Annotated in this window: 27 protein-coding genes; 14 read left to right on the top strand and 13 right to left on the bottom strand. The window is 31.1% G+C overall.

Features of this window, described 5'->3' with window-relative positions:
- Positions 1-86: 86 nt before the first annotated feature.
- From argS to OS191_RS13770, 3 genes are all read left to right on the top strand, one after another.
- The gene (gene argS, locus OS191_RS13780) at positions 87-1,871 is read left to right on the top strand and encodes an arginine--tRNA ligase (RefSeq protein WP_267156298.1); all 1,785 of its coding nucleotides are present in this window, start codon (positions 87-89) and stop codon (positions 1,869-1,871) included.
- A 79-nt stretch (positions 1,872-1,950) separates the two neighbouring features.
- Entirely contained in the window at positions 1,951-2,445 is a 495-nt protein-coding gene (locus tag OS191_RS13775) for a MepB family protein (RefSeq protein ID WP_267156297.1), read from the top strand.
- Positions 2,446-2,576: 131 nt separating this feature from the next.
- Positions 2,577-2,969, top strand: coding sequence for a hypothetical protein (locus tag OS191_RS13770; protein WP_267156296.1), 393 nt, complete (start codon positions 2,577-2,579; stop codon positions 2,967-2,969).
- Between the two features lie 4 nt (positions 2,970-2,973).
- Here the strand turns inward: OS191_RS13770 and OS191_RS13765 are convergent, their stop codons facing one another.
- From OS191_RS13765 to OS191_RS13710, 12 genes are all read right to left on the bottom strand, one after another.
- Complete coding sequence (locus OS191_RS13765; RefSeq protein WP_267156295.1) at positions 2,974-3,636, bottom strand: hypothetical protein; 663 nt, start codon at positions 3,634-3,636, stop codon at positions 2,974-2,976.
- Positions 3,637-3,703: 67 nt separating this feature from the next.
- A complete protein-coding gene (locus OS191_RS13760; RefSeq protein ID WP_267156294.1) occupies positions 3,704-4,159 on the bottom strand; it encodes a tRNA (cytidine(34)-2'-O)-methyltransferase in 456 nt (151 codons plus the stop codon).
- An 84-nt stretch (positions 4,160-4,243) separates the two neighbouring features.
- Positions 4,244-4,387 (bottom strand): hypothetical protein, encoded by a 144-nt coding sequence (locus tag OS191_RS13755; RefSeq protein WP_267156293.1) that lies wholly within the window; start codon positions 4,385-4,387, stop codon positions 4,244-4,246.
- A 145-nt stretch (positions 4,388-4,532) separates the two neighbouring features.
- Entirely contained in the window at positions 4,533-5,567 is a 1,035-nt protein-coding gene (locus tag OS191_RS13750) for a DUF481 domain-containing protein (RefSeq protein WP_267156292.1), read from the bottom strand.
- Positions 5,568-5,579: 12 nt separating this feature from the next.
- Positions 5,580-7,295, bottom strand: a complete 1,716-nt coding sequence (locus OS191_RS13745) for a metal-dependent bile salt hydrolase (protein WP_267156291.1) — start codon at positions 7,293-7,295, stop codon at positions 5,580-5,582.
- A gap of 52 nt (positions 7,296-7,347) precedes the next feature.
- Positions 7,348-8,112 (bottom strand): tryptophan synthase subunit alpha, encoded by a 765-nt coding sequence (trpA, locus tag OS191_RS13740; RefSeq protein WP_267156290.1) that lies wholly within the window; start codon positions 8,110-8,112, stop codon positions 7,348-7,350.
- A gap of 95 nt (positions 8,113-8,207) precedes the next feature.
- Positions 8,208-9,389 (bottom strand): tryptophan synthase subunit beta, encoded by a 1,182-nt coding sequence (gene trpB, locus OS191_RS13735; protein WP_267156289.1) that lies wholly within the window; start codon positions 9,387-9,389, stop codon positions 8,208-8,210.
- On the bottom strand, positions 9,379-9,996 hold the full coding sequence (locus OS191_RS13730) for a phosphoribosylanthranilate isomerase (RefSeq protein WP_267156288.1): 618 nt from the start codon (positions 9,994-9,996) through the stop codon (positions 9,379-9,381). Before OS191_RS13730 ends, trpB begins: the two co-directional genes overlap by 11 nt.
- A gap of 17 nt (positions 9,997-10,013) precedes the next feature.
- On the bottom strand, positions 10,014-10,799 hold the full coding sequence (trpC, locus tag OS191_RS13725; protein ID WP_267156287.1) for an indole-3-glycerol phosphate synthase TrpC: 786 nt from the start codon (positions 10,797-10,799) through the stop codon (positions 10,014-10,016).
- Positions 10,796-11,794, bottom strand: coding sequence for an anthranilate phosphoribosyltransferase (gene trpD, locus OS191_RS13720; protein ID WP_267156286.1), 999 nt, complete (start codon positions 11,792-11,794; stop codon positions 10,796-10,798). The genes trpC and trpD overlap by 4 nt, the downstream gene beginning before the upstream one ends.
- A gap of 82 nt (positions 11,795-11,876) precedes the next feature.
- Entirely contained in the window at positions 11,877-12,443 is a 567-nt protein-coding gene (locus tag OS191_RS13715; protein ID WP_267156285.1) for an anthranilate synthase component II, read from the bottom strand.
- Between the two features lie 100 nt (positions 12,444-12,543).
- Entirely contained in the window at positions 12,544-13,947 is a 1,404-nt protein-coding gene (locus OS191_RS13710; protein WP_267156284.1) for an anthranilate synthase component I family protein, read from the bottom strand.
- A 377-nt stretch (positions 13,948-14,324) separates the two neighbouring features.
- On the opposite strand from OS191_RS13710, the gene OS191_RS13705 reads away from it, so the two are divergent.
- The 4 genes from OS191_RS13705 to OS191_RS13690 all read left to right on the top strand — a co-directional run bounded on the left by OS191_RS13705 (position 14,325) and on the right by OS191_RS13690 (position 16,289).
- Complete coding sequence (locus tag OS191_RS13705) at positions 14,325-14,843, top strand: TlpA family protein disulfide reductase (RefSeq protein WP_267156283.1); 519 nt, start codon at positions 14,325-14,327, stop codon at positions 14,841-14,843.
- A gap of 5 nt (positions 14,844-14,848) precedes the next feature.
- Positions 14,849-15,445 (top strand): thioredoxin family protein, encoded by a 597-nt coding sequence (locus tag OS191_RS13700; RefSeq protein ID WP_267156282.1) that lies wholly within the window; start codon positions 14,849-14,851, stop codon positions 15,443-15,445.
- A 97-nt stretch (positions 15,446-15,542) separates the two neighbouring features.
- Positions 15,543-15,857, top strand: a complete 315-nt coding sequence (locus tag OS191_RS13695) for a rhodanese-like domain-containing protein (RefSeq protein ID WP_267156281.1) — start codon at positions 15,543-15,545, stop codon at positions 15,855-15,857.
- 39 nt (positions 15,858-15,896) lie between these two features.
- Positions 15,897-16,289, top strand: coding sequence for a rhodanese-like domain-containing protein (locus OS191_RS13690; protein WP_267156280.1), 393 nt, complete (start codon positions 15,897-15,899; stop codon positions 16,287-16,289).
- Here the strand turns inward: OS191_RS13690 and OS191_RS13685 are convergent.
- Positions 16,281-17,165, bottom strand: a complete 885-nt coding sequence (locus OS191_RS13685; protein ID WP_267156279.1) for a helix-turn-helix domain-containing protein — start codon at positions 17,163-17,165, stop codon at positions 16,281-16,283. The two genes, OS191_RS13690 and OS191_RS13685, sit on opposite strands and share 9 nt — an antisense overlap.
- A 122-nt stretch (positions 17,166-17,287) precedes the next feature.
- Here OS191_RS13685 and OS191_RS13680 point away from each other — a divergent pair, with 122 nt between their 5' ends.
- From OS191_RS13680 to OS191_RS13650, 7 genes are all read left to right on the top strand, one after another.
- A complete protein-coding gene (locus OS191_RS13680; protein ID WP_267156278.1) occupies positions 17,288-17,500 on the top strand; it encodes a hypothetical protein in 213 nt (70 codons plus the stop codon).
- A 27-nt stretch (positions 17,501-17,527) separates the two neighbouring features.
- A complete protein-coding gene (locus OS191_RS13675) occupies positions 17,528-17,764 on the top strand; it encodes a hypothetical protein (RefSeq protein WP_267156277.1) in 237 nt (78 codons plus the stop codon).
- Positions 17,765-17,776: 12 nt separating this feature from the next.
- On the top strand, positions 17,777-18,301 hold the full coding sequence (locus tag OS191_RS13670) for a hypothetical protein (protein WP_267156276.1): 525 nt from the start codon (positions 17,777-17,779) through the stop codon (positions 18,299-18,301).
- A gap of 196 nt (positions 18,302-18,497) precedes the next feature.
- Positions 18,498-18,761 (top strand): hypothetical protein, encoded by a 264-nt coding sequence (locus OS191_RS13665; RefSeq protein ID WP_267156275.1) that lies wholly within the window; start codon positions 18,498-18,500, stop codon positions 18,759-18,761.
- 325 nt (positions 18,762-19,086) lie between these two features.
- A complete protein-coding gene (locus tag OS191_RS13660) occupies positions 19,087-21,033 on the top strand; it encodes a sensor histidine kinase (RefSeq protein WP_267156274.1) in 1,947 nt (648 codons plus the stop codon).
- Positions 21,034-21,147: 114 nt separating this feature from the next.
- The gene (locus OS191_RS13655; protein WP_267156273.1) at positions 21,148-21,870 is read left to right on the top strand and encodes a LytR/AlgR family response regulator transcription factor; all 723 of its coding nucleotides are present in this window, start codon (positions 21,148-21,150) and stop codon (positions 21,868-21,870) included.
- 351 nt (positions 21,871-22,221) lie between these two features.
- The coding region (locus tag OS191_RS13650) for an Ig-like domain-containing protein (protein WP_267156272.1) at positions 22,222-23,546 on the top strand (1,325 nt) is incomplete at its 3' end.

Here is a 23,546-nt window from a genome sequence, read left to right as displayed (position 1 = left end):
ACAAGCTTTAAAGTAAGATAAGCAGTAATTTTGAGTAAATACCTTTAATAAAAGTTTTATCTTTGCATCCTTAAAAATAATAGATTATGAGTCTTCAAGACATCTTATCCAAACATGTTGTACAGGCTGTAAAAGCCATTTATAAACAAGATTTACCATCTGTAGAATTTCAAGCAACCAGAAAAGAGTTTGATGGAGATATTACTGTGGTTATTTTCCCAATGCTACGTGTTGTTAAAGGAAATCCTGTGCAAATTGGAGAAGTTATTGGAGAATATTTATTGGAACATGCAGAAGCTGTTGTTGGCTTTAATGTTATAAAAGGTTTCTTGAATGTCGAAATAAGTGATAATTATTATCTTCATTTTTTTAATCGTGTTAGTACAGATCCAGATTATGGGTTTGTAACAGCTAAGCCTGAAGATAAAGCTGTTATGGTAGAATATTCGTCTCCAAATACGAATAAGCCATTACACCTTGGACATGTTAGAAATAATTTATTAGGTTATAGTGTTGCTGAAATTTTAAAAGCCTCTGGAAAGAAAGTTTACAAAACACAGATTATAAACGACAGAGGAATTCATATTTGTAAAAGCATGATAGCCTGGAAACTTTTTGGAAATGGAGAAACACCAGAATCTACAGGGTTAAAAGGTGATAAATTGGTTGGGAATTACTATGTAAAATTCGATCAAGAATATAAAAAGGAAATTAAAAATTTAATTTCTGAAGGACAGACAGAAGAGGAAGCTAAAAAGAATGCTCCAATTTTAAAAGCAGCTCAAGAGATGCTTATTAAATGGGAAGCAGGAGATAAAGAAACGGTTGCTCTATGGGAAACAATGAATCAATGGGTTTATAAAGGTTTTGATGTAACCTATAAAAACTTAGGCGTCGATTTCGATAAGCTTTATTATGAAAGTGAAACCTATTTATTAGGAAAAGAATTTGTTACCGAAGGTTTAAAAACCGGTGTTTTCTTTAAAAAAGAGGATGGCTCTGTTTGGTGCGATTTAACAGACGAAGGTCTAGATGAAAAAATAGTATTACGTAGCGACGGTACAGCTGTATATATGACACAAGATATTGGTACAGCCATACAACGTGTTAAAGATTATCCTGATGTAGGAGGGATGGTTTATACGGTTGGAAACGAGCAGGAATATCATTTTAAGGTCTTGTTTTTAATTATCAAGAAACTAGGTTTTGAATGGGCTAAAAATCTCTTTCATTTAAGTTATGGGATGGTAGATTTACCTTCTGGTAAAATGAAAAGCCGTGAAGGAACTGTGGTTGATGCTGACGATTTAATTGAAGAAATGGCCACAACAGCTGGTGATATTTCAGAAGAATTAGGAAAACTAGATGGTTATACAGATGCAGAAAAACAAGAGCTTTATAAAGCAATTGGTCTTGGCGCTTTAAAATATTACATTCTAAAAGTGGACCCAAAGAAACGTATCTTGTTCGATCCTAAAGAATCTATCGATTTTCAAGGCAATACAGGGCCTTTTATTCAATATACATATGCTAGAATACAATCTATTTTAAGAAAGGCCGAGGTAGATGTAAATGCAAAATTATTAGCAGATAACCTAATTCTGGATCAAAAGGAAAAAGAGTTGATTAAGCAAATTCAACTTTTCGAAGAAGTTATTCAAAACGCAGCAGACAATCATAGTCCTGCTTTAATTGCCAATTATACATACGATTTAGTAAAGGAATTTAACTCCTTCTATCAAAATGTCTCTATTTTGGGAGCAGATACAGATTTAGAAATTCAATTTAGAGTGCAATTATCTAAGGTTGTGGCCAACATTATAAAAAATGCTTTTGGTTTATTAGGTATTCAGGTACCAGAGCGAATGTAGAATCTTAAGTTATTCTGGAATTCTTATTTTATATGAGTTAAGCGAAACTTAGAACTTAATATGAATGGTTATAATATAGATGGATAAGAATTTATTAGAAGTAAAAACTAAAGTTTACGACAAAATTAAACTGAAAATTTCAAACTTTAGAGAAGAGCTTGAAAGTAAAGAATATCATGCTTGTAGGTTTAAATTAGATGACCGAGAAATCATTTGCCGAAATGCTAAAATTACACCTAAAAAGGTTGGACAATTCGTTACTTTCTGGAAACGACAAGGCAATGGACCAATTGAGCCATTTAATGACATGGACCAAATCGACTTTTATGTTGTAAACGTACGTTCGGAAAATGAGTTCGGACAATTTGTTTTTCCAAAATCTGTGCTAATTAATAAAGGAATTATATCAACGGCTAAGAAAGAAGGGAAAAGGGCTTTTCGAGTTTATCCAAAATGGGATTTGCCAAATAATAAACAAGCCGAACGAACTCAAAAATGGCAATTAAATTATTTTTATAAAATCAGTAATTTAACTAATTTTAATCAAGTTTCTAATTTTTATAAAACGGTATAATTTTTTAGATAGTACTGTTGAAGTTTTGGTGAAACATCTTTATTTGTAAACCTAAAGCAGCTTAAAATAGCTTATATAATATCAATAATAAATTATATTTAAATTGTCACTCTTTTGAAATATTAAAAATCATGAAAGTAATAAACCTTTCTTATGGGAAAATAATAGTTTTACAAGACGATATTGCAGAAGTAATAATCAATCAAGGTGTTGTCATGGACGAAGAAATGATAGACCATTATCACAATCTATTAAGGTCTAAACTAAAAGCACCTTTCTTCTTAATCATTAATAAAAAGAATGCCTACACTTATAACTTTTTAGCACAACGAAATTTAGCAACTATTAAGGAAATAGCAGCTATGGCAGTAATAGCTTATAGCCAAAGAACAAGCATGACTACCGATATGTTAGATAAACTCCCTAGAAAAGAAACATGGAACCTAAGAATATTTTCAGATAGAGAAGAAGCTTTAAAATGGATTTTGTTCGAAAAGGATAAGCTTAAAAACTGTGATAATTAAGGCGTTAATTCTCGTCTTCTTCTTCAAACTCTATAATAGTAACATCAAATTCAGCTTCAGAAAACTCATCTTTGCTCATCCAATAATCAGATGTGGTTAGAATATACGTATTTTCATCTTTAGAAGTTAAATCCCAAATAATATTCTCAGCTTCATCAAACTTCTCTATTCCTGATAGTTGACTGGAGAACAAACGTTTTATAACATTACTTTTAGCAAGTGTGGCACTAAATGCCTTTAAAACATTTTCCTTAGTAACTTCTTTATTTGGAGTCATTTCAAACTCAATTAGTGTTGCTTTTGCGTTTGGATACGTTCCGTTATATGCCTTATAAAGCAATTGATTGATTTTATACAATTCATAATGTAGTGAAATATCGGCATATTCTTCAGAGATTTTGTCAAGCAACATTTCATGAGAGATTTGTTCTATTTGATTTTTGTTTAAATGGTCTGAGAGTCTATAATCTAAAACAATGGCAGCAGCTTCTTCTGGCTCAAAATCTGATATTGCCATAAAAAGTAATTCAAGTAATTCTTCAGGTTTAGAATTTTCTGCATCTTCAAACCCAAATTTTTCAAGCAATTGTATATAATCAGTATTAGACCAAGCGTCTTTTAATTCTTCAACAGATGTTACACTATTGATAATCACGTGATATTTCATAGGTTTAAAATTTATATTAAGAAATTATTACAACTTCTATACGATTCTGTTTTATAAACAATAGAAGCTATTTTTGTATGCTTTTAAGTCCTTCGTAAGCAATAATACCTACAGCATTAGCTAGGTTTAAACTTCTAACATGTTCACTAAATAAAGGTATTTTAAATAATTTTTCTGGGTGGCTTTCTAGAATAGATTTTGGTAAACCCACCGATTCTTTTCCAAAAACCAAAAACATCTCATCTTCAAAAGAAATATCCCAATGAGATTTTGTACCATGACTAGATAAAAACACCATTTTTGCATTTGAGTTTGTTTTAAAAAACTCGTCGATGTTTTCGTAATAATGTATATTTAAATGTTGCCAATAGTCTAAACCAGCACGTTTTAAACGTGTATCGCTTATCTCAAACCCAAAAGGTTTTACTAAGTGTAAATTGGATCCAGATGCTAATGCCAAGCGTCCAATATTTCCTGTGTTATTAGGTATTTCGGGTTCTATAAGTACAATATTTAATGCCATAAGTAATTTAACTAGTGTTGTATTTAGACAAAACAAAACCCATTCTATAACGAATAGGTTTCTGTAAAAACTGAATAATTTTATTTATTTTTTATTTTGTTGCTTTTTTATGGTGTCCTTATCTATATCGAACTGGTTTACTTCGTTTTTTATTTTTCCAGTAGGATTTGTAGGATTGGTTTGTTCTTTAGTTCGTTCAAATTTCTTTTTATCTTTTATATGGCCCATGGCTTTTATTTTGTTTTATGATTCATATAGAAGATACAAATCTAAAAACGAAATAATATTAAAACTATCTTAAATTCAGCACTTTAAATGTTAAATTGGTGCTTTTGGCTAGGTGAATTGTTTTTAATTATAAGTTTAGGTATCATTAATTAAATTCCCATCCAAAAGATGACTGAAACACGTAATCTGAATTTGAAGTTTCTTCTACAGGTTTGCTATCGTAGTTATAAGATAAACTCAATTTTATAAAGAAATCTAAAGGTAAATCATATTTAAAATTGAGATTATAATCTAAACGATATCGTCCTCCTTCTGTTAAACTGGGAAAAAAGGTAGCATCTGTGCTTAAACTAATGTCATTTAAATCGAAAATGTTTAATTGTACGCCACCATAGGCTTCCAGAGAGTTTCTATTGGTATTTAATTCATCAGTATATTGTTCGTTGTTAAAAGCCAAACCAAAACCTCCACCAAAATAAAGTCTGTTAGTATGGATAACATATTTACCTAAACCTCCTTTTACTGTAGAACGTAATTTTAATTTTTGTTCATCGTTGGATAAGAAATCGGCAGACATGGAGTAGAACCAATCGTTTTTCATAAAGTAATTAATCATAACGTTGGCATCTGTTCTGTGGGTTTCGGCTACATCGTTTTGATTGCTTCTTACAGAATTGTAACTTCCAGATAACAACCATTTATAAGCAGTATAACTTAAATCGCTACTCACTGAAAACTGACTTAAATTATTGCTTTTAGTAATATTGAAACCTAAGGAAACAGATGCAGTTAAACGAGATAAAAAGTCGTTTTCTACAGGTTTTATATAAACAATGTTTTTTAAGTCTGTCGTAATTTCTTCGTTATAATTTAAGGTTACTTTTCCAACCTCGTCTGTTTTTGTATATAAGGAACTGTTTATTCTTCTTCCATCAGATAGCGTAAGTAAATAAGATTGTTCACTTCTAACACTAATAATATCTAACCAAGTAATCTTAAAGTCAGAATCACTATAACTCGTTTTTACAGTTAATACACCACGATCCATAGATTTTATTTCTCCAATAATTTTGTCTTTGTTTTTTAAAACAAGTGTGTCATTTTGAGACCAGATTAGATTGCTATAAAACAGACATATTAGTATAGTTAAAGTAGGAAGCTTTCTAAGACTTAAAGACATTAATATTTAAATTTAATTAGATTTGTAAACTGTTTCTCCCTCCTTGATTGTTTCTAAAACTACAATATCTTTTATTTCTGCAGGTTTCACTTTTACTGGATTCTTATCTAGTATTACCAAATCTGCAAGTTTTCCAGCTTTTAAAGATCCTTTTTGGTTTTCTTCAAAATGCTGATAAGCAGACCATATGGTAATAGCTTTTAAAGCTTCGTAAGGAGTTAACCTTTCTTCTTCTCCAATAATTACTCCGGAACGAGAAGTTCTTTCAACGGCTGTTGAAACAACTCGCATAAGATTAGGTAATGCCACAGGGGCGTCTGTATGTATAGTAAGTTTTAAACCTTTGTTTAAGGCTGTTCTTGTAGGACTAATTTTATTACCTAAACTATCTCCAATAATTTTTTTGTGCCAATCTCCCCAATAAAACGTATGTAGTGGATAAAGAGATGTAATAACATCCATTTCTTTATAGGAATCTAATTGGTCTTCTCGTATATATTGCCCATGTATTAGGACGTTACGTCTATCGTTATTACCATACTTCTCTGTAAGAGGTTTCATTGTTCGAATCATTTGATCCATTGCAGCATCTCCATTAGCATGGGTTAGGATTTGCCAATTATTTTTAAAAGCTTTTTCGTAAATATTAGACAATACACTGTCTTTTGGAATAGCAGGATACCCTAAATAATCTTTTTTTGCTCCATCAGGAGGAATTAAATAAGGTTGCGTTCTCCAGGCTGTTCTACCTTGTGGCGACCCATCTAAGGTTACTTTCATTCCTCCAATTCTGTAGTGGTTATTATAAGATTTACTATTCCATTCAGAATTCATAAATTCATCTACAAATAAATAGTCTATATAACTAACAACATCTATTTTTAATTTCTCTGTTTTTGCTAATGATACCAAATCTTCGTGATTTTCCATTACTCTACCATCTTGAGCAGTTGTATAACCGTAAGAAACGGCCATATTTTGTCCAGCTTCAAAAAACTTATCGGAAGCTTCCTTATTACTAGGAATTAATGCTTTCATCATATATGGGATGGCTGCTAATTCTTCTAAAACACCATTAGGTTCATTATTTTTTTCACGTCTAATTAAACCACCTTCTGGATCTTTAGTTTCGGAAGTGATATTTAATACTTCCAAACCTTTGGAATTTACAGCTGCAAAATGACCAGATATATGAACAATCATAATTGGAAACTCTGTAGAAACTTGGTCTAAATCGTGTTTGGTAGGAAACCTGTTTTCTTTAAGAACAGAATCGTCAAACCCCATTCCAAAAATCCATCCTGTTAGTTCTCGATTTTCAGGCGTATTCCATTCTTTTAAAATATTGATAAGTGTAGGGATGTCTTTAGCTCCAGCATCTGGTGGAGGTAGAATTTGAGCTCCAATTGCTTGCGTAGAAAACATTGAAAAGTGTTCATGTCCATCTATTAATCCTGGTAAGAGGGTTTTTCCTTGCAAGTCAATCATTTTGTGTCCTGCTCCAGCAATTTCCATAGCTTTGTTAGATTCGCCAACAAATTCTATTTTACCGTCCCGAACAACTAAAGCCTCAGCATATTCAGGATTTTCACCTTCCATGGTTAGGATATCTCCTCTATAATATACAGTAGCTTGGCTAATATTAGAAGTGTTTTCTTGATTGCTTTTTTCTTTACATGACGTCAAGAAAATAAGAGCTAATAATAGAATTGATGTAAATTTTTTCATTATGGTTAAGTTTGGTTAAGGTGTTAAATATATTAAAATGTGATTGTTTTGGCTAATCTTTTATTTGCTTTATAAATCTTTTAAGATTTTTTACACCAAATTTTGTTATATACTTAATGAACGCACTTCCAATGATGGCTCCTTTCGTAAATTGAGTTGCTTGTTTAAATGTTTTACTGTCAGAAATCCCAAATCCTACTATTTGAGGATTTTTAAGCTTCATATTAGATATGCGCTTAAAATATTGGGTTTGTGCTTCGCCAAAACCTGATTGACTTCCAGTAACACTTGCACTACTTACCATATAAATGAACCCGTTTGAAATAGAATCTATATATCTTATGCGTTCTTCACTTGTTTGAGGTGTGATTAGGAATACATTAATAATGCTGTGTCTTTCAAACGTTGTCTGATACTTTTCGTGATATACATCTATAGGTAAATCTGGAATAATGAGGCCGTCGATACCAATTTCCTGGCATTTTTTACAGAAGGCCTCAACGCCATATTGTAAAATCGGATTAAAATACCCCATAATTATTAAAGGAATATTAACAGTTTTTCTAATGTCTTTAAGTTGGGTAAAAAGGACTTCAGTAGTCATGCCGTTTTTTAGTGCCTGAGTAGAACTAGCTTGAATGGTTGGTCCATCGGCAAGTGGGTCGCTAAAAGGTAAACCTATTTCTAACATGTCCACTCCGCTTTTTTCGAGATCTTCGATAATAGCTTTTGTATCGTTTAGACTTGGGTATCCTGCTGTGAAATATATAGACAATAGCTTTTTGTCTTCCAGTAATTTTTTGTTGATTCTGTTCATGTTTACTTCCCACAGAAGTGGGAATCATTTTTTAATTAAAATTATATTTTTTGTGAATCTTTAAATGAAGTTTGACTATTTCAAATAAAGATATCTTATAATTTAAAATGCTTTATATAAGTTTCCAAATCCTTGTCTCCACGTCCAGATAAACTAACAACCACAATATCGGTTGGATTAAAAGATGTCTTTTCGAAAACAGCTAAGGCATGCGAACTTTCTATTGCCGGAATAATCCCTTCTAATTTGCATAGATCTAATCCAGCACTCATAGCTTCTTCATCAGTAACAGATAAAAATTTTGCCCGTCCGGTTTTGTACAAATGGGCATGCATGGGGCCAACTCCGGGGTAATCAAGTCCTGCCGATATGGAGTAGGGTTCTGTAATTTGCCCATCATTTGTTTGCATTAAAAGTGTTTTGCTTCCATGTATAATTCCTTCTTTTCCTAAAACTGAAGTCGCAGCACTTTCACCAGAATGAATGCCTTTTCCAGCTGCTTCAACTGCCAAAAGCTTGACATTTGTGTTGTCTAAAAAGTGATAATAGGCACCAGCTGCATTGCTGCCTCCACCAACGCAAGCTATCACATAATCAGGTTCTGATTTTCCTTCATGTTCATGTAATTGCCATTGGATTTCTTCAGATACTACTGCTTGAAATCGAGCTACCATGTCTGGATATGGATGTGGCCCAACTACAGACCCAATAATATAATGTGTATCCACTGGGTTGTTAATCCAATCTCGAATCGCTTCGTTGGTAGCATCTTTAAGAGTTCTGCTACCTGATTTTGCTGGAATAACTGTAGCTCCAAGCATTTTCATTCTTGCAACATTTGGAGCCTGTCTAGTAATGTCAATTTCTCCCATATACACTATACATTCTAAACCCATTAATGCGCAAACTGTTGCCGTAGCAACACCATGTTGGCCAGCCCCAGTTTCGGCAATGATACGATGTTTTCCTAAACGTTTTGCCATTAAAATCTGCCCAATGGTATTATTTATTTTATGAGCTCCTGTATGATTCAGATCTTCACGTTTTAAATAGATTTTAGTCTTATACTTTTCTGAAAGGCGTTTGGCAAAATAGAGGGGGGAAGGCCTACCAACATAATCTTTTAATAGCTGATTGAATTCCTTTTGAAACTCTGACTCAGCCATAATTTTTAAATAGTTTTGACGTAATTCCTCTACATTTGGATAGAGCATTTCTGGAATATACGCACCTCCAAAATCTCCGTAATAACCTCTTTCGTTTATATTATAGCTCATAATTGAGATTTATTTTTTTTAACTTTTCAATGTCTTTTAATCCTGGTGTTATTTCAAATTTGCTATTGATGTCTAAGGCATAGCAATACTTAGAAACATCGTTTTTAAAAAACGTCTTTAGATTATCTATCTCGTCTATACCTATTCCACCACTTAAAATAAATGGTTTTGATGAAGGATAGCTATTTAAAATGTTCCAATTAAAGGTGAAACCATTTCCTCCTGGTTGTTTACCTTTAGTGTCGAATAGGAACTTATCGACTTTATTTTCAAAAGGTTTTAATTTGTTGAATTTGAAATGGTCATCTATAGAAAAAACCTTCCAAACCAAAACATCAGGAGAGTAAAGCCTCAACGCTATATTTAATCGCAATACATAAAGTTCGTCTTCATTGCCATGCAGTTGAATGATATTTAATTCGTGTTTTATCACCTTTCCGATAATATCTGAAATATCAGCATCTACAAAAACCCCAACTTTTTTGATTTGCTTTGGTATTTCAGGGAGTTTTCCTTCAAAAAAACGAGAAGATTTTTCATAGAATATAAATCCTAGATAATCAGGTTGTAAGCTTGAAACTTCCTTGATGTTATCGAGGTATTTCATACCACATATTTTTAATTTCATCTTTCTAAAGTTTTTATAAATTCTTTGGCACTTTTTCCTGGATTCTTAGTTTTCATAAAGTTTTCGCCAATTAAAAAACCTTGGTATCCATATGGTTGTAATTCTTTAATTGCTTCAATAGAACTAATGCCACTTTCTGATACTTTAATAAATTTGTCTGGAATTAGTGAGCTTAGTGTTTTACTGGTTTTTAAACTGACTTCAAAAGTTTTTAAATTTCTGTTGTTTACACCAATCATATCAAGACTAGGCATTAGGGATTTGTGTAATTCCTCTTCGTTATGAACCTCTAAAAGCACTTCTAAATCAAGGCTTTTTGCTAATTCTGAAAAACGTTTTATTTCTGCTTTGGTTAAAATAGCAGCAATTAATAAAATAACATCTGCTCCAAATGCTTTGGCTTCAATAATTTGAAAATCGTCTATTATAAATTCTTTTCTTAGAATGGGTAAAGTACAGTTTTGTCTTGCAGTTATTAAATCGTCTAATGTGCCTCCAAAATATATTTCATCGGTTAAAACGGACATGCCACAAACGCCTGCATCCTCATAACCAATGGCTATGTCTTCTACCAATGCCGTATTATTTATAATGGACTTAGAAGGGGAACGCCTTTTAAATTCGGCAATAATTCCAGATGTACTGTTTTGTAAATTATTAGTTAAGGAGAACGTGTTTCTCTCAAAAAAAGGAATCTTTTCAAGCATTTTTACAGTGAACATCTCTTTTTTTAAGATAAGTTCTTGGTGTTTATCGGCTACTATTTTATCTAATATATTCATTTCTTCTTACTTAGTTTTACTAGTTGTTTGAAGCTATTTAAAGCTTTGCCACTTTCTAAAGATTCTTTAGCCAAATTGAAACTGTCTGCCACAGTTTTATTTGTAACCGTTGCGATAGCCATAGCAGCATTGGCATAAACTACATGGTTTTGGGCTTCTGTTCCTTGTCCGTTTAAAATATGTGTAAATATTTTAGCCGAAGTTGATACCGAATTTCCTCCATGAATGGCTTCTTGGCTTAAATGTTCGAGACCAAAATCTTCTGGATTGATAATATATTCTGATGTGTTCTTAATGACTTTTGTTGGTCCTGTTAAAGAAATTTCATCATAACCATCTAAGGCATGAAGAATGGTGTAATTTTTATCTGTATTTTGATATAAATACCCATACATTCTTAATAATTCCAAATTAAATACGCCAACCATTTGATGTTTTGGAAACGATGGATTTACCATGGGTCCTAACATGTTAAAAAATGTTTTTATACCAAGTTCACGTCTTATAGGAGCCACATGTTTCATGGCTGGGTGAAATAATGGCGCATGTAAGATGCATATTCCAGCTTCGTCTAAACTGCGTTTTAAAAAATCTGCATCTGAAGTGAATTTAACCCCTAAATGTTCCAAAACATTAGAAGAACCACAAGCTGAAGAGACACCATAATTTCCATGTTTGGTAACGTGTATTCCTGCACCTGCTGTTACAAAAGAAGCTAAAGTAGAAATGTTAAATGTGTCTTTTCCATCACCTCCAGTACCACATAAATCGATGGCGTTATAAGCTTTTAAATCTACAGGAATGCACAATTCTAAAAGGGCATCTCTAAATCCAAAAAGCTCTTCTATGGTAATGCTTCTCATCATAAATACCGTTAGAAAAGATGCCATTTGGCTTTGGTTATAATCGCCTTTGGAAATGTTTATCAAAACTTGTTTTGCTTCTTCGCTAGAGATGCTTTCTTGATTAATGAGTCTGTTTAATATTTGTTTCATATATCTACCTAGGAAGTAGGTGTTTCTTATTAGTTATACGTCTTTTTATTTTTTTATACGTTTATGTGATTACTCTGAAACACTATTGATTGATCCAATTTTCTAATATCTTTTTTCCGTTAGGTGTTAATACCGATTCCGGATGATATTGAACTCCTTTAACATCGTATATTCTATGTCTTAAAGACATGATTTGTCCGTTTTCATCAAAAGAAGTTGCTTCTAATTCTTCTGGGAGTTTGGTGTCTACTACCCAGGAATGATATCTGCCAACTTCAAACGTTTTTTCTAAACCTTTAAAAAGTACTTCATCAGTAACACAAGAGGTAACTTTTGTTGCAACCCCATGAAAAACCGTTTCTAAATTGATGAGTTTTCCACCAAAAACTTCAGCTATGGCTTGCTGTCCCAAACAGACTCCCAAAATACTTTTTGTATTAGCATACTTTTTAATAATGGGTTTTAATAAACCTGCTTCATCTGGAATTCCAGGGCCTGGAGATAGAACAATTTTATAAAAAGCTTCAACATCATCTAAATGAAGTTGATCGTTTCTTTTTACGGTTACTTGACAGCCTAAATCTTCTAAATAATGAACTAGATTGTAGGTGAAACTGTCGTAATTGTCAATAACTAATATATTTTTCATGTGATATTAATTGCCACGAATACACAAATAATTATGTTTTCGTTTTATTGGTTTTTCTTTTTTTATGTTCGAGTGAAAATTGCCTACTACGACTGAACACTCAAATCTCCTCTGCAATTTCAATAGCTTTTGTTAAGGCTCCTAATTTGTTATAAACTTCTTGTAATTCGTTTTCCGGATTTGATTTAGAAACCAAACCAGCTCCAGCCTGCCAATGTAATTGATGGTCTTTGCTTAAGAATGTTCTAATCATAATGGCATGATTAAAATTTCCTTCAAAATCCATAAAACCAATGGCTCCTCCATAAAAATCGCGACTGGTTTTTTCGTATTTTTCAATAAGCTGCATGGCTTTATGTTTTGGAGCACCACTTAAAGTTCCAGCAGGAAACGTATCTGCAACTACTTGCATGGTTTTTGTGTTTTTATGTTTGGTGCCAGTGACTTTACTTACCAAGTGAATGACATGAGAGAAAAACTGAACTTCGCGATAGTTTTCTACTACTACTTGACTTCCGTTTCTACTTAAATCGTTTCTAGCTAAATCTACTAACATCACGTGCTCAGCATTTTCCTTATCGTCTAAAGCCAGTTTTTTTGCTAATTCAGTATCTTTTTCGTCGTTTCCTGTACGTTTAAATGTGCCTGCAATCGGGTGAATTTCAGCTTTGTCATTATGGATTACTAGTTGCGCTTCTGGTGAACTGCCAAAGATTTTAAAATCGCCATAATCGAAATAAAACAAGTATGGAGAAGGATTAATACTTCGTAAGGCGCGATATACATTAAACTCATCACCTTTAAAGTCTTGAGAGAATTTTTTTGAAAGTACTAATTGAAACACATCACCACGAGCACAATGCTTCTTTGCTAATTCCACATGTTCTTTATATTCATAGTCCGTAAGATTGGATGTGGTTTCGCCTTTTGTTGAAAAACTAAAAGCAGCAAAATTTTTGGATTTTATCAGTTGGAGTATATCATCGATATTATTTTCTGCGTTAAAACAATGTGCAAAAATGTGAGCTTCATTTTTAAAATGATTGATTGCAATAATGTTTTGATATACAGCATAATAAATATCCGGAATATCTAAATGTTTTTCTTTTTTTGAAATCGCAATATCTTCAAAATACCTAACAGCATCATAAGCTAGATAACCAAAAATGCCATTGTTTATAAATTTGAAATGTTTTTCAGATTGTACTTTGAAACGCTTAGTGAATTTATGGATAACCTCAGGAACACTCGTATTTTTATGAATATTATTTTTAAAAATGGTTCCATCTGGAAAGGTTTGTGTGATAACTTCATTTTTAACTTCAATAGAGGCAATAGGATTGCAACAGATATATGAGAAACTGTTGTCGTTGGCATGATAATCACTACTCTCTAAAAGAATACTGTTTGGAAATTTATCACGTATTTTAAGATAGATACTTACAGGAGTCATCGTATCTGAAAGTATTTTTTTATGATGGGTGTATAAACTGAATGTTTTCATTTAATAATTTATATAAAAAAAGGCTTGTCGTGAATGACAAGCCTTGTTATTTTGAGTTTTAAATATACAAAAGGTTACCTCACGAAGTTTGAGTTTCGAAAGTTCCACCACCAAGTATGATTTAAAATTGTATTCATTATTGTTTTTATGTTTTTCAAAGATAGAAATGAAAATGATTTATTCAAATTAATTAGGATAAAATTAAAAAGACAACTCATGAATTGCTAAATAAATTAAAAAAAGAAGAGTTTAAATAAATATTACATATCCTTGATCTGTTGTTTTTTAAGTTATTTGTATTTCTTATTTTAGTGGGATGCAGTTTAATGTTTTGTTAAAATTTGATATGGATGAAATGCGATTCCTAATTTTATAGCATGAGGTATATTTTTTTTTTATTAGTTTTAGTGATGGTTTCGTGTAAAAACGAAACAAAGGAAGTATTGGATTCGTCTTTAAATACAGACAGTAAAGATATTGATTTAGAGATTCAGGATTTTAGTGGAATAGAAAAATACTTGTATACAACGACAGATAAAACCTATGTTGTAAATTTTTGGGCCACTTGGTGTGCACCTTGCATCAAAGAATTACCTTATTTTGAAGATATAAATAAAAATTATTCCAATAAAAATGTGGATGTTATTTTAGTGAGTTTAGATTTTCCACATGTTTATGAAACTAAATTAAAACCTTTTATAAGAAAGAATAATTTAAAATCTAAAGTTGTAGTTTTAAACGATATGGACTCTAATTCATGGATTCCTAAAGTACATGAAGATTGGTCTGGAGCTATTCCTGCAACATTAATATTTAATAAAAATGAGCGTAAATTTTTTGAAAGAGCTTTTACCTACAACGAACTAGAACACGAAATAAAACAATTTTTAAAATAAATATTATGTACAAATTAAAAACACTAGTTATTGCTTTATTAATATCCACTGTTGCTATAGCTCAAAGTGGTTATAAAGTAGGAGATATTGCAACCGATTTTAAACTTGAAAACGTTGATGGCAAGATGGTTTCATTGTCAGATTATAACCAGGCAAAAGGCTATATCGTTATTTTTACTTGTAATACCTGTCCTTTTTCTGTGGCTTATGAAGATAGAGTTATAGCACTTAATAAAAAATATGAATCTCAAGGATATCCTGTAATTGCTATTATGCCAAATAACCCAGCTGCAAGTCCTGGAGATAGTATGGAAGCTATGAAAGCAAGATCCAAAGCAAAAGGCTATACGTTTCCTTATTTAATGGATAAAAATCAGGAAATATATCCACAATATGGCGCTTCGAAAACTCCACATGTTTATGTGTTGCAAAAAGTCAAAAAAGGAAATAAGGTTAAATATATTGGAGCTATTGATGATAATTATCAACATCCAGATTCTGTAAATCAGAAGTATGTTGAAAATGCAGTAGATGCTTTATTGGCTGGAAATCCCATAAAAGAAACTCATACTAGAGCTCTAGGTTGCACAATAAAAATTTAAATATTTTAAAAAATCTGAAGAAATGACTTTGGATTTTTTTTGCACTTATTTTATTTAGAAATAGTATTTTTGCTGAAATTAAAATTTAATATCACCAATGGCAGATTTAAACCAAGAGCAATGGCAAGACCAATTATTAAAAGATGACAATGCTTTGATAATTGATGTCCGTACAGAAGAAGAATTAGAAGAAGGATGCATTAAAAATGCAAAACATATAGATATTTATCTTGGACAAGGATTTATAGATCAGATTGAAACGTTAGATAAGAGTAAAAATTATTATATCTATTGTCGTTCGGGAGGAAGAAGTGCACAAGCATGTGCCATCATGAATCAACTAGGGTTTGCCAACACTTATAACCTGATGGGTGGATTTTGTGAGTGGAATGGCGAGGTAGTAAATAGTTAAATTATTTTTAGTTTAAATATAATCATTAAAAAACGAAGCATGAAACGAGTTGTATTTAGTATCCTGTTTTTAGTAACGATTCTTGGCTGTAAAGAAACCAGAAATGAAAATATTAATGTGGTAACTGCCGAAGAAATGCAATCTATTTTGGAACTTGAAGAAGTGCAATTAGTAGATGTAAGAACTCCAGAAGAATTTTCTGAAGGCTTTATAAAAGATGCTCAAAACATCGACTTCTATTCAGATACCTTCGATGAGGATATTTTAAAACTGGATAAATCTAAACCCGTTATTTTATATTGTAAATCAGGAAGAAGAAGTGCCTCATGTGCAGAGAAATTAATTGAAGCTGGTTTTGTTAAGGTATACGATTTAAAAGGTGGTATCACTCAATGGAAACATGATGGTTTAGGTGTAGAAATATCAAATTAGATGTTTATCTAGAAACTTCCTAAAAATTACATTATTACTCTCATACAACCTTGGTGGAGCCAAACTTTTAATCTCTTCTTGCAATTTCTTATCCTCCCATACAACATATACACCCATTAGTGTGTTTATATGGTATGAGTCGTTTCTAGAGGTGTAAGAAGCATATATATATTCTTTGTTTATTTTTTTAAGAAAATTTATAAAACAAGCTGCAAGGTAAAAAAAGTTCTCATTACAGTCACTACACATATTATATGAATAAAATACAGGTGTTTTTTGTTTCTTATAATCTATTAAATCTGAAACGGTAATGTCATTTTCAGTAAGAACTCTTTTTCTAATTTTATTATACAGTCTTTTTGAAATAGGTAAAAACACAGTGTGTCCTGAATAGAAGCCAGAAGTATCGAATATAATTTGATTTATTTCAGGTAATAATTCTGAAGCTCTTAATATTACTTCCTTAGAAATAGGTGTTATTACATGATGCTGTGTTTTAGAATATCTAATTATTTCATCTATATCAGAATCATATTTTATGGTTCTCATTCTATTTGTTTCGGCATGTAAATCTATAATCCAATTAGGGTCAGGTAATTCTTTAGAAATATTGCTTAAAGAGTATTTTCTTACGTTAAAATCGTAATAGGTTGGTATAGAAACGGGGGCATTTAAGTTTCTAATTACTTGATAAGGAATAAAAGTAATATCTACCATTTCCTCTTCCTTATCGGACTTTAATAAAGTTTCATTTTTCTCCCACCTTATAACAGTTCTAATATCCACATCAAATTTTGAAGCTAATTCAGCTTGAGTCATATTCTTGAAACTTCTAAAATCTATCATTAAGGCACCTAAAGACGTGTATTTTTTCATTTCAACGCTAATTGGTTTATAGTTAGTCTTTGAGTAAAAGTAACTTTTTTTATTTACATGACACACAACGTCATACAAAGACTGCTATGGGTAATCTACTTTTGTCGTATCAAATAATAAATATGATTCGTAAGATTAATAAAATAAGTTTTGCCAGAATTCCCAAGGCCAAACAATCTAAAGACAAATTTGTAAAAGCGGTTTTCAATCATGTGATTAAGGATTGTAAAAGAAACACAGCTTCCATAGACAATGCCATGGAATGTATTGATGATTTAAACAATATAATTCTTTCTCATAAAATCCGTCTTCAGCTTTTAAATAATCATAAATAACACAAAAAGTAGATTAAATTTTAAAATATGATTCGAGCAAAACTTTTATTTATTGAGGAAGAGTTAAAAAAACAACCGGTTCAAAATTTAGAGTTTTTAGAAGCATTATACACCATTAAAAATCTAATAAATCAAATAGATTTTAGCGCAGAAGTAGTGCCTGTAGAAGATATAAAAAAAGTTAATAAACTTTTTAAATCTTTAAAAAAAGATTCACTTACTAAAACAGAAAAACTCATAATTAAGCAACTTGTAAAAAATTAAATAATTAGAGGTATGTATAAAAGAACAGTTGTATTTGTAAACATTATTTTATTTTTAACAGTATGTTTGGTTGTGGTAAATTGCCATTCTAAAAATAAAAAAATTGAAAACGGCCATGTAAATGATCGTGATACTTTAATAGACGAACACACTAACACAATAGTAGCTATAGATAGAGTGTTTTACAGAAAAAAGGGCACATTACATAATGATCCTTTAGAATTTAAAATACCAGATGGGGAATCTTATGTGGTCGTTGTCGTAAAATCAAAAGACTTTAAAAAGTTTTCATTATTTGTCATCGAAGACTATAGTTTATTTCTTGAAAATGCGAAAGATGTTATGTCTCATTCCAATGAAGATTATACAATTTGTATAGATGATTTGGAATCTACTTATATGAGGAAGAGTCTGTCTTTTGAAAAAGGAGTTTTTATCAGAAAAGAAGTTAATAAAACACCTTCAGCAATTTTTGATTTATCAGCTAAAGACTTGAAAGAAATTGAAAATGCCTACCAATTACTTTTAAATGAATAGTTTTTTTAAAGGTTTTTTTCTTGAAAATGAATAAAAACAGACGTTCAACTATAATATTGTACCTTAATCCGTTCTTTTGTAGTAGTTTATTTATTTTTTGTAAGTTTAAGTAATTACGAATAAAAAGAATAAGGCCCCAAATTATAATTCAAAAAACGTAAGTAGTATTTTTTATTAACTAAAACTTATTATCATTATGAACGGGTACATTATTTTATCGATTATTGCATTAATGTTTCTCTTTTTTTACTTGTATTCTTATAGAACTGTGGCTATGGAAGACAAAAAAAGAAAAGACATTTGGGAGAAAAAGCGTCAGTTAGAAATGATCTATCATGCAAGAAGAAAAGAACGAGCTGAAAAAAGGCGTCAAAAGTTCGAAAGGTTCATGGAACGAAGCAAAGAAATTCAACAAGAACTTGCCAGACTGAGTAAAGCAAATCAAATACAACCTAATTAATATTTTATACCGTTACAATTAAAACCTCTAAAGCATTCGTGTTTTAGAGGTTTTTTTATATAAATTATTATCTAAAATTGTTTTTTTTTGATGCTCCAACTTTTACATATTATTAGATTAAGAGAAAATATTAGTTAGCTATAGATTTAATAATAAAAATTGTTTTAAATACTTCGTTGGCTGAATAATCTAAATAGTTCAACACAGTGTTTTGTACAAATCAATGAGCAAGAATCTGGCAAAAATCCTATTTTCATTCATAACATTTTTGACGCAGTTTACATAGGTTAATTTATCTTTGTCAATTAAATTCTTTAATACTTATATGAAAAAATTAATCTTAGTTTTTTTAATTGTTCTGTTTCCCAGTATTCACATACTATCTCAGCCCGTTAAAGAACGAAATAAAAGTAAGGACAGTATTTATAAAATTGAGGACTTTATATTAACAAAACAACTAGACTCTGCAACATATTTTATTGCTTTAATAAAAAATAAAACCCCTTATTTAGATCTCTTAAGTAATATTGCTTTTGAGAAAAAGCTAGATTACAAAGCACATTATAAATTTATTGTACGGGTTTCTAATAGGAAAAATGTCAATTATAATCAGGTTTCTAATTACATAAATACTTACATCAAAGCTCCTAAAAGTAATCATGACATTAATCTAGAATATGCAAATATTAAAATTGCTCAAATTACAAAGTTAAGAAATGAAGGCGCACTAGACGATGCATCTCGTATTAGTAAAAAATTAGAAAGTTATTTAAACCAATTTGACCAAAATAACGAATATGTTATTAGAACCAAAGCAAGTGCCAGCTCACATACTATAGTATTGCATCTTATTCAAGAGGAAATTGAAAATGGTAAAGAAATCATTTTTAGAAACATTGAAATAGCTAAAAAGTTCAATGACAAAACATTATTAATCAAATCTTTGTATCATCTTAGTGATTTTTTAATAAAAGAAGGTAAACTTCAGAAATACATTGATGTTTGTGAGGAAGCTTTGGAAATTGAAAATCAGTTAGAGCAAAATACAGAATACCATTATGATATTTTATTACATTTAATTGATGCTTATATTTATAAAGGAGGTCATGAGAATAGGGTAGAGGAATTGTTAAATGAGCTTTATAATAACCTAAATACGAGGTTAGATAGTTACTCATTATACGCTAAATACCTAAGTAAGTTACCAACCAATTCAGTTATAAAAAAGGAGGTTTTTAAAAAATTTGGAGTTTCAAACACAAAGGAACTTGCTGAATTATTTATAAATGAAACTAAAGGTGTGCTTAATCTTAATGATTATTATTATGTACTTATTGAATGCTCCCAAGCTCTCGAAACAGATAATTATTTAAAGGAGGCAATACGTTATCAGGAGGAAGCTGTAAATGTTACTCGAAAAGTTTACTCTAAAGATTTATCAAACTCTTTGGCAACTTTTAAAACAGAGCAAGCAGTTAAAATAAAAGATCTGGAAATTGAAAATCAGAAAGCACTCTCAAATATTTATATTGTGTCAGTTTTATTAGTTGCAATATTTCTTATAATTTCTTTATACTTTTTACGAAAATCTATAAAACAGTCTAAAGCACTAAAAGAGAAAAATAAAATTATTGACGATTCCCTAAAAGAAAAAGAATTGTTAGTAAAAGAAGTACATCATCGGGTAAAAAATAATTTTCAAATAGTGTCTAGTTTATTAGAATTACAAATTAAAGATATAGAAGATGAAAAAGCGCTTGAGCTGGCAACCGAGGGTAAGAATAGGGTGAAATCTATGGCATTAATTCATCAAAAACTATATCAAAACGAAAACGGATTAATAGACTTTGAGGAGTACATAAAATTAGTAGTTAAAGAGTTAAACGCATTATATGCTTCAGATAAAAAAATAGAAACTATAGTAGAATCTTCAGGCATGCAGTTTGATGTAGATACTGCAATTCCGCTAGGTTTAATAATAAATGAAATAATTACAAATTCTTATAAATACGCATTTAATAGGATGGAAGGAAATAAGCTATATATTTCCATTAAGAAACCAGAAAACACACCAGACTATCAATTGATTATTGCAGATAATGGGCCCGGATTAAATAAAAACATAGATTTAAGTAAGGTAAAAACTTTGGGATTAAGACTTATTACACGTTTAGTAAAGCAACTACATGGAGCACTGGAACAAACTAATGAAGAAGGTGCGAAATTTATTATTACCTTTAAAGATATTCATGCAAGAAAATCATTAAATTAATAGGTGTTTGGTTTTTCATTCAGAACACAAAATAAGTCGTTTAGAACATTTGTATGTACTAAAGACGACAGGCTATATTAATTTTAATTTTGAAATAATAATTGTTTATAAACAATGGAAAAAGTAAAAATATTAGTTGTTGAAGATGAAATAATTATAGCAGATAATATATGTGATACCTTAGATGATCTAGGTTATGAAGCATTAGAGCCAGCAATAAATTATTCAGAGGCAATAGAACGTATTGAAGAAGAAAAGCCAGATATTGCTATTTTAGATATTCAATTATCCGGAGCTAAAACAGGTATTGATCTTGCAAAAAAAATTAAAAAGAACTATAATTTTCCATTTATTTTCCTGACATCAAATGCGGATGTGAGAACGGTTACAGAGGCAAAAAAAGTTATGCCTCCAGCATACTTAATTAAACCATTTACAAAAGAAGAATTATACACTTCTATAGAAATTGCGCTTTACAATCATTCCTCAAAAACAGGACAGGTAATAGAAGATAATTTAATTGTCAAAGATGCTTTATTTGTTAAAGATAAAGGAGTGTTTTCTAAACTATTATTTAAAGATATTCTCTATTTAAAAAGTGCTCACGTATATGTTGAGATTGTTTTAAAAGATAAACAAACCCAAGTATTACGTATCAGTTTAAACGAAATCATAGAAAAAATGAATGAGAAGTTTATTCGTGTACATCGTGGTTATATAATAAACTTAGACTATTTAGAGCAGATAGATAATGCATCTTTAAGAATCAACAAAGTGGTAATACCCATCGGGAAAAAGTATCGCGAAAACCTTCTCCATAAAATCAACTTAATTTAGGTTTTACTAAAATGCTTTAAATCGTGCTTTAGCTCGGTGAAACGCATAAATAATCGTTCAAATGCGCTTATTTTGCTTTTAATAGGTGTTTTTAGAACATGTTTACTTCAATTCAGAACATTATACATTTATTAATAAACCCCATAAGATACATTTGTCATGTAGTCAAAAAACCCATGTCTTATATGTACAAACTTATGTTCCATTTTTTAATTATTCATGTTAAACCATGTTCTCTAATTCATAATGGTTTTTCACAAGTTAGATACATTTATTTTTTAAGACATTAATATCGATTTATCGGATAGACTATAATCGAATTTTAATAATAATTATTTAAAAGATTTTCCTATGGAAAAAAACTCCAAATCAATAATTAAAAAGTGTCCTATTATAATACTGCTAATAGTATTATTTTTTTCTGGTAAAGTTCAATCTCAAACAATTGCAGCTACAGATGGGGGAAGCCCATGTTCAAATTGTGTGCCTCCTGGTTGGGTTGATGGCGGTGGTACGCCGGATATTTCCAGTTTCTCACAAGCGGCTGCACCACCTGTAACAGGAGGAGGAGCAACCTGGAACTTAACAGGAAATCAATTACCATTACCGCCAAATAATCATCAAGACTGGATTTCGTTAAGAGATTTAGGATCAAACTTTACAGAAGAATCTGTCTCAACAGATATGTCGGGGTTAATTGTGGGTAGAGATTATGAGATAAACGTTTATAGCTTAACAGCAACCACCTTAAATGATGGTAATAATGGTGATTATTATGCTGGAACTTTAATTGATTTGTTTACATATAGGATAGGAGCTAGGCCTATTCAAACGGTAAATTCAATAACTACCAATATTTGGTCATTATCTAAATTTAGGTTTACAGCTTCTGCTACTGCCGAAACATTAGTGATATTCCCAGGTCAAAATGGAGCTGGTCAGCCAAGGGTAAATTACGAAACAATTCAAATTTCCATTACTTTAAATGCAATAAATGCTGTTCCAACGGCAGATAATAATACTACTTCCATAGCTTGTAGTTTAACAGGGGTTCCAGCAGCTTTTAATGTAACAAGTACAGATGTTGATGTTGATGGAAATATAGATTCTTCAACAGTTGATTTCGATCAAGCTACTCCTGGCTTTCAAGATACAGCCAATACGGCAGAAGGTTCTTGGTCTGTTGATACAAATGGAAATGTAACTTTTACGCCAATTAGTGGTTTTGTAGGTTCTGCTACAATAAATTATACCGTTAACGATGATTTTGTTTTAGATGGTGTTAATCAATCAGCTACATCTAATGTTGCAACGTTAACTGTTAATGTCTCAAATGCAAACGATGCAGATTGCGATGGCGTCCCAACATCTGAAGATTGTGACGACAATGATGCAACAAATACAAACTCAAACGTCAACGATGCAGATTGTGACGGTGTTCCAACATCTGAGGATTGTGATGACAACGATGCTACCAACACAAATTCTAATGTTAACGATGCCGATTGCGATGGTGTTCCAACCAGTGAAGACTGTGATGATAACGACGCAACTAATACAAACTCAAATGTCAACGATGCCGATTGTGACGGTGTTCCAACCAGTGAAGACTGTGATGATAACGACGCAACTAACACAAACTCTAATGTAAACGATGCAGATTGTGATGGCGTTCC

It is taken from the genome of Xanthomarina sp. F2636L (genome assembly GCF_026410195.1).
In the GTDB taxonomy this organism is placed as follows: domain Bacteria; phylum Bacteroidota; class Bacteroidia; order Flavobacteriales; family Flavobacteriaceae; genus Xanthomarina.
The sequence above is the reverse complement of the archived record's forward strand: the minus strand, read 5'-3'. Positions and strand labels throughout refer to the sequence as shown.

Bases quoted from the DNA above. Each gene is read 5' to 3' on its own strand.
- OS191_RS13775 (WP_267156297.1), top strand. From the start codon at position 1,951: ATGGATAAGAATTTATTAGAAGTAAAAACTAAAGTTTACGACAAAATT.
- OS191_RS13655 (WP_267156273.1), top strand. From the start codon at position 21,148: ATGGAAAAAGTAAAAATATTAGTTGTTGAAGATGAAATAATTATAGCA.
- OS191_RS13675 (WP_267156277.1), top strand. From the start codon at position 17,528: ATGATTCGAGCAAAACTTTTATTTATTGAGGAAGAGTTAAAAAAACAA.
- OS191_RS13670 (WP_267156276.1), top strand. From the start codon at position 17,777: ATGTATAAAAGAACAGTTGTATTTGTAAACATTATTTTATTTTTAACA.
- OS191_RS13770 (WP_267156296.1), top strand. From the start codon at position 2,577: ATGAAAGTAATAAACCTTTCTTATGGGAAAATAATAGTTTTACAAGAC.
- OS191_RS13765 (WP_267156295.1), bottom strand. From the start codon at position 3,636: ATGAAATATCACGTGATTATCAATAGTGTAACATCTGTTGAAGAATTA.
- OS191_RS13660 (WP_267156274.1), top strand. From the start codon at position 19,087: ATGAAAAAATTAATCTTAGTTTTTTTAATTGTTCTGTTTCCCAGTATT.
- OS191_RS13760 (WP_267156294.1), bottom strand. From the start codon at position 4,159: ATGGCATTAAATATTGTACTTATAGAACCCGAAATACCTAATAACACA.
- OS191_RS13685 (WP_267156279.1), bottom strand. From the start codon at position 17,165: ATGAAAAAATACACGTCTTTAGGTGCCTTAATGATAGATTTTAGAAGT.
- OS191_RS13730 (WP_267156288.1), bottom strand. From the start codon at position 9,996: ATGAAATACCTCGATAACATCAAGGAAGTTTCAAGCTTACAACCTGAT.
- trpD (WP_267156286.1), bottom strand. From the start codon at position 11,794: ATGAAACAAATATTAAACAGACTCATTAATCAAGAAAGCATCTCTAGC.
- trpA (WP_267156290.1), bottom strand. From the start codon at position 8,112: ATGAACAGAATCAACAAAAAATTACTGGAAGACAAAAAGCTATTGTCT.
- argS (WP_267156298.1), top strand. From the start codon at position 87: ATGAGTCTTCAAGACATCTTATCCAAACATGTTGTACAGGCTGTAAAA.
- OS191_RS13705 (WP_267156283.1), top strand. From the start codon at position 14,325: ATGAGGTATATTTTTTTTTTATTAGTTTTAGTGATGGTTTCGTGTAAA.
- OS191_RS13750 (WP_267156292.1), bottom strand. From the start codon at position 5,567: ATGTCTTTAAGTCTTAGAAAGCTTCCTACTTTAACTATACTAATATGT.
- OS191_RS13715 (WP_267156285.1), bottom strand. From the start codon at position 12,443: ATGAAAAATATATTAGTTATTGACAATTACGACAGTTTCACCTACAAT.
- OS191_RS13665 (WP_267156275.1), top strand. From the start codon at position 18,498: ATGAACGGGTACATTATTTTATCGATTATTGCATTAATGTTTCTCTTT.
- OS191_RS13695 (WP_267156281.1), top strand. From the start codon at position 15,543: ATGGCAGATTTAAACCAAGAGCAATGGCAAGACCAATTATTAAAAGAT.
- OS191_RS13755 (WP_267156293.1), bottom strand. From the start codon at position 4,387: ATGGGCCATATAAAAGATAAAAAGAAATTTGAACGAACTAAAGAACAA.
- trpB (WP_267156289.1), bottom strand. From the start codon at position 9,389: ATGAGCTATAATATAAACGAAAGAGGTTATTACGGAGATTTTGGAGGT.
- trpC (WP_267156287.1), bottom strand. From the start codon at position 10,799: ATGAATATATTAGATAAAATAGTAGCCGATAAACACCAAGAACTTATC.
- OS191_RS13690 (WP_267156280.1), top strand. From the start codon at position 15,897: ATGAAACGAGTTGTATTTAGTATCCTGTTTTTAGTAACGATTCTTGGC.
- OS191_RS13710 (WP_267156284.1), bottom strand. From the start codon at position 13,947: ATGAAAACATTCAGTTTATACACCCATCATAAAAAAATACTTTCAGAT.
- OS191_RS13745 (WP_267156291.1), bottom strand. From the start codon at position 7,295: ATGAAAAAATTTACATCAATTCTATTATTAGCTCTTATTTTCTTGACG.
- OS191_RS13680 (WP_267156278.1), top strand. From the start codon at position 17,288: ATGATTCGTAAGATTAATAAAATAAGTTTTGCCAGAATTCCCAAGGCC.
- OS191_RS13700 (WP_267156282.1), top strand. From the start codon at position 14,849: ATGTACAAATTAAAAACACTAGTTATTGCTTTATTAATATCCACTGTT.